5 protein-coding genes and 2 pseudogenes are annotated in these 4,393 nt (G+C 70.1%); 4 read left to right on the top strand and 3 right to left on the bottom strand.

Going from position 1 to position 4,393, the window contains the following annotated elements; translation table 11 throughout:
• Positions 1-6 precede the first annotated feature (6 nt).
• Positions 7-182, bottom strand: a pseudogene (locus HTZ82_RS32415) (winged helix-turn-helix domain-containing protein).
• Positions 183-190: 8 nt separating this feature from the next.
• Positions 191-442 carry a helix-turn-helix domain-containing protein gene (locus HTZ82_RS32410; RefSeq protein ID WP_254711982.1) on the bottom strand — a complete coding sequence of 84 codons (252 nt, stop codon included), beginning with the start codon at positions 440-442 and terminating at the stop codon, positions 191-193.
• A gap of 187 nt (positions 443-629) precedes the next feature.
• Here HTZ82_RS32410 and HTZ82_RS32405 point away from each other — a divergent pair, with 187 nt between their 5' ends.
• On the top strand, positions 630-896 hold the full coding sequence (locus HTZ82_RS32405; protein WP_254711980.1) for a hypothetical protein: 267 nt from the start codon (positions 630-632) through the stop codon (positions 894-896).
• 13 nt (positions 897-909) lie between these two features.
• On the top strand, positions 910-1,158 hold the full coding sequence (locus HTZ82_RS32400; protein WP_254711979.1) for a hypothetical protein: 249 nt from the start codon (positions 910-912) through the stop codon (positions 1,156-1,158).
• 156 nt (positions 1,159-1,314) lie between these two features.
• Here the strand turns inward: HTZ82_RS32400 and HTZ82_RS19810 are convergent, their stop codons facing one another.
• Positions 1,315-3,063, bottom strand: a complete 1,749-nt coding sequence (locus HTZ82_RS19810) for a serine/threonine-protein kinase (protein ID WP_175410765.1) — start codon at positions 3,061-3,063, stop codon at positions 1,315-1,317.
• 171 nt (positions 3,064-3,234) lie between these two features.
• Between HTZ82_RS19810 and HTZ82_RS19805 the strand changes: the two genes are divergently transcribed.
• Both HTZ82_RS19805 and HTZ82_RS19800 read left to right on the top strand, forming a co-directional pair.
• Positions 3,235-3,822, top strand: a complete 588-nt coding sequence (locus HTZ82_RS19805) for a flavodoxin family protein (RefSeq protein WP_175410764.1) — start codon at positions 3,235-3,237, stop codon at positions 3,820-3,822.
• Positions 3,823-4,082: 260 nt separating this feature from the next.
• Positions 4,083-4,393: pseudogene (locus HTZ82_RS19800) on the top strand (helix-turn-helix domain-containing protein); the annotation flags it as partial.

The following is a 4,393-nucleotide window of genomic DNA, read 5'->3' as shown; positions in this document are numbered from 1 at the left end:
CGAAGACTATCCACGCGCCCAGGAGCTGGGCCGTCCTCTTACCCGTGACCACTGCTCCGACCGCCACTGCTCTACGGCCTGCTCGTCCCGCTCGACGGCCCGATGCGCGGGGACCTGCGGTGACCAGCCAGCCGGTGCGGCAGATACGACACCCCGCGCGGGGTGTACCGGTAGCCGAACAGGCGGTGAATCAGCGCCGCGACCCTCGCCAGAGTCCAGCGCTGGTCCTCCGTCCAGCCGTGCGCGGCCGGGCCGCTCCCAGCTCAGTCTGCAACCGCTCGACCTGACCATCGTCCAGCCGGCACGGAAAGCCACCAGGTCCCTTGGAAGCCAGGGCCGCGCTGCCGCCCTCACGCCAGGCGGCGTGCCAGCCGTAAGCCGACTTCCGCGACACCCGTAACCTGCGTGCCACCTCAGGCGGCCGTACCCCCTGCCCGAACATCTCCGCGGCCTCGAAGCGCACCATTTCACGCTTCGCCCGCCCCGCGGCGGTCAGCCCGCCGCCATCCGCGTACCTCATGACGAGGATGTAGCACCGCCAACGCCGACTGTCACCCCACCCTTTCAACCTCAGCGTCACCGATCGGTGGCCGCGCTCAAAGAGCTCGCTCAGTGGCACACTGGGCGCCATGTCCAACTCCTGGGCGCAGCCCATTCTGAGAACGGCGGACCTCTCGGAGGCATTGCACATTGTTGAGAGGCTGCTCGGGATTGCCGACCTGAGGAGTCTTGAGGTCGATTTCGATGTGCGGATCTCCTCCGCTCGCTTCCTTTCGACGGTGCTGGCTGTGTTGCCGGATGCCGATTGGTGGGCGGAAGGAGGAAGGGATGGTTCGTCGGACAGGGGGGGACGATCCGTCGGCCTCCCTGCCCATCTGGCTACGGTGCTGGGCTGAGGCACCGGAAGCCGTGGAGCCGTTTCTCAAGGCGGTGGGCGACAGCCCGGCCACGGTGCGGTGGGACTTCAACGCCTGGCCCGAGGCTCCGGAGGTGGGTCTGGGCGCGGGCGGTACCAGGGGCGCGTTCGTCACGCTGTGCGTGCGTGCCCACGATCTCGACCTGGTGGAACCTGCGGCCGACCACACGGTTTTCGTCCACGTCAAGCAAGTCGAGGCCGAACGCGCACCGTGGTTGGCGGCCCAAGTCGGGTTGCGGTGATCGGCGACTTGGTGATGGCACCGTACTGAGGTGAAGGATTCTCTGGACGGCATCCTGGAAAGGGCACGCCCTCTCTTTGCTGGTGGTTACCTCATACTCAGCCCACGCGACCCTCGTCGACCAGGACGGTCACGTCTCCCTGCTGGCGAGTGCGAGCTAGCAGCGGGCCAGATTGCCGCTCTCCCTGGTGAGTTTGGTGCTGGAGGCCCAGCCTTCGGTGTTCGTTCCCTCGATGCGGGCGTAGATCCACTTGTTGCCGTAGGCGTTGGTGATGTAGCAGTGGTAGAAGATCTTCACCCCGGTCTTGACCGCGGTCACGTACTGGCATGCCGCGTACGGGCCGGTGTAGAGGTGGGACGTCTCGGCCAGGTAGCCGTAGCCGTCGCTGTTGTTCTCGTGGGCCCAGCCGGTGCAGGCTGTCGACACCGGGGTCGGCTCCTTCACCGTCGGGCTGGGCTGGGGCTCCTCTGAGGCCGATGGGCTCTCGGCCGGCTTGTCGCCTTCGGTTCCGGGCTTCTTCGTGGGAGCCGGCTCCTCTTCCTCGGCCCCGTGACCCTCCGGCTCCTTCGAGGACGCGTCGGGGGAAACGGCGGACGACGGGGTGCTGTCCCCGGTCGGCTGGTGGGTGCCCGGCGGGGAGCTGATGGCGGGCGCCGTCGCCCGCACGCCGTCCACGGCCGTGCCGCCCTGTTGGGCCGTCGTCGTGCCGCCCTGTTGGGCGGTCAGGGCGTAGGTGATGCCGCCGCCTGCGGCGAGGAGGACGAGGGCGGCCGCCGTCGCGAGGAGGGTGCGGCTGTTGCGCCGCCGTGCGCGACGGGCCGCGGTACGGCTCGTCGGGGGACCGGGGACTCCGACCGTGGCCGCGGTCGGCGCGCCGGGTTGCGGATACATCTGCGGCAGGCCTGGCTGCGGGTAGCCCGCGTGCGGAGGCTGGGGCTGCGGGGTCGGCTGCGGGAACAGCGGGGCGCCGAACCCGGGTGGCGGTGCGGCGGAGGCCACCGTCGGAGTGGCGGCGTACGCCTGGGCGGGGGACGCGAGACGCACCGTCCCGCCCGAGGCGACGCGCTCCAGCAAGCCGCGCGCCTGGTCCGCGGTCGGCCGGTCCTCCGGCACCTTCGCCATCAGCGCCTGGAGCACCGGCGTGAGGGGTCCCGCCCGGCGGGGCTCCGGCAGGGGTTCGGTGACGATCGCCGACAGCGTGGACCACGCGGAGTTGCGGCGGAACGGCGAAGTGCCTTCCACGGCCGCGTACAGCGTCATGCCGAGCGACCAGATGTCCGACGCGGGACCGGGCTCCCTGCCCTGCGCGCGCTCCGGTGGCAGGTAGTCGACGGAGCCGATGATGTCACCGCTGCGGGTCAGTTTGGCCATGGCGTCGTCGCCGGAGGCTTCCATGGTGGCGATGCCGAAGTCGGTGAGAACCACCCTCCCGCCGTGCTCCAGCAGCACGTTCGCGGGCTTGACGTCCCGATGCAGTACGCCGGCCCGGTGCGCGGCGTCGAGCGCGTCCATCAGCTTGGCGCCGATCGCCGCGGCCTCGTACGGCTCCAGGGTGCCGCGTTCCATCAGCAGGTCGTCGAGCGAGGGCCCGTCGACGAGTTCCATGACGATGACCGGCAGCCCCTGCTCCTCGGTCACGTCGTGCACGGTGACCACGCCGCTGTGCCGAATGCGGGCGGCGGCCTGCGCCTCGCGCTGCATCCGGGCCCGTAGATCGGCCAGTTCGGCCGCGGAGGCGTCGGTGAAGGCTCGCAGGACCTTGACGGCGACCTCTCGGTTCAGCAGTTCGTCCACCGCCCGGGCGACCACTCCCATGCCGCCGCGCCCGACGACGGAGGTCACCCGGTAGCGCCCCCCGAGGACCTTGCCTATCAGCTCTCCGCCACTCGCTTCCCCCGTCGGCACCGCACGCCCCGTTCCATCGCTGTTCGTGATCCATCAACCGGCGGCCCCAAGCGTAGAGGCAGCAGTGTGGGGGGAGTTCGGGGGTCGGGCTCGCGATACCGGCGAAGTGGAATGGATCGCCTGCCGTGCAAGTTGTGGCCAGTGACCGACTCATCGTGAGGAGCGCACGGCATGGCTGCTGATACGGACCGCAAGTTCCTGTTCCTGCTGGCGAGTACGCGTACGGACGGCAACACCGAGCACCTGGCACGGCGAGCCGCCGCCGGGCTGCCCGGTGGCGTGCGGCAGGAGTGGCTGCGGCTCACCGATCTGCCGCTCCCCGACTTCACGGACCCGCGCCACGCCGGCGACGGGACGTACCCGTACCCCGAGGGCAACGCCCGGCGGCTGCTGGACGCGACCCTGGACGCCACGGACGTGGTGATCGCCTCGCCGCTGTACTGGTACAGCCTCTCCACGCCCGCGAAGCTGTACCTCGACCACTGGGTGAATTGGATGCGCGTCCCGGGTCTCGACTTCCGCGCCCGCATGGGCGGCAGGACCCTGTGGGGCGTCACCGCGCTCGGTGACGACAACCGGAGCGTCGCCGACCCACTGGTGGGTGCCCTCCGCAACACCGCGAACTACATGAGCATGCACCTGGGCGGCGTCCTGCTCGGCAACGGCAGCGCCCCGGGGCAGATCCTGGCCGACCATGACGCCCTGGCCGAGGCCGACACCTTCTTCACCCGCGCCCCGCTGGCAGCCGCGCTGCGCTAGCGCAGCCAGGCGTCGCGGTCGACCNACCCGGTCGACCGCGGGGCAACTACTTCAAAGGAATCAGGGAGAGAAAGAACCCTTCCCCGCCCTACCCGTCCCTCTCGTCACCCACACGGGTGGAATGCCCAACTGGGCAGCGGTTCGGGTGGGTTGGCTGGCATATGCTCGCTGCGACAACGACCTCAGACGTACGACGGCCCCCGGCCGGGACTCGCGATCCCGATCGAGGGCCTGACCACCTAGGAAGTAGGCGCTTCCCGATGGATGCTTCGCAGCTTAGCGCGGACACACCCGCCGCCGACCCCGTTCCCGGATCTTCACCCCGTTTCGGTGTTCTTCACGTCAACACCCGGCACACCAGCCGCTTCACCGTCGTCGGCAACCACCTCGCCCAGCACCGGCAGTTGAGCCTTCTCGCGATGGGGCTCGCCCTGCACATCCAGTCGCTGCCCGACGGGGCCCGGATCGGGATTCGCTTCCTCGCCGCCCGGTTCCCCGAGAGCGAGCAGCGGATCGCCGCCGCCCTGCGGGAGCTGGAAGCCGCCGGGTACCTGGAGCGGCGCCGCGAGCG

Origin of the sequence: Streptomyces sp. TRM64462, assembly GCF_013362995.1 — a bacterium.
Taxonomy (GTDB): domain Bacteria; phylum Actinomycetota; class Actinomycetes; order Streptomycetales; family Streptomycetaceae; genus Streptomyces.
Note: the sequence above shows the minus strand (reverse complement) of the source record. Positions and strands in the feature narration are given on the sequence as shown.

Coding starts and splice junctions, on each gene's coding strand:
- HTZ82_RS32405 (WP_254711980.1), top strand. CDS start 630: ATGTCCAACTCCTGGGCGCAGCCCATTCTGAGAACGGCGGACCTCTCG.
- HTZ82_RS32410 (WP_254711982.1), bottom strand. CDS start 442: ATGTTCGGGCAGGGGGTACGGCCGCCTGAGGTGGCACGCAGGTTACGG.
- HTZ82_RS19805 (WP_175410764.1), top strand. CDS start 3,235: ATGGCTGCTGATACGGACCGCAAGTTCCTGTTCCTGCTGGCGAGTACG.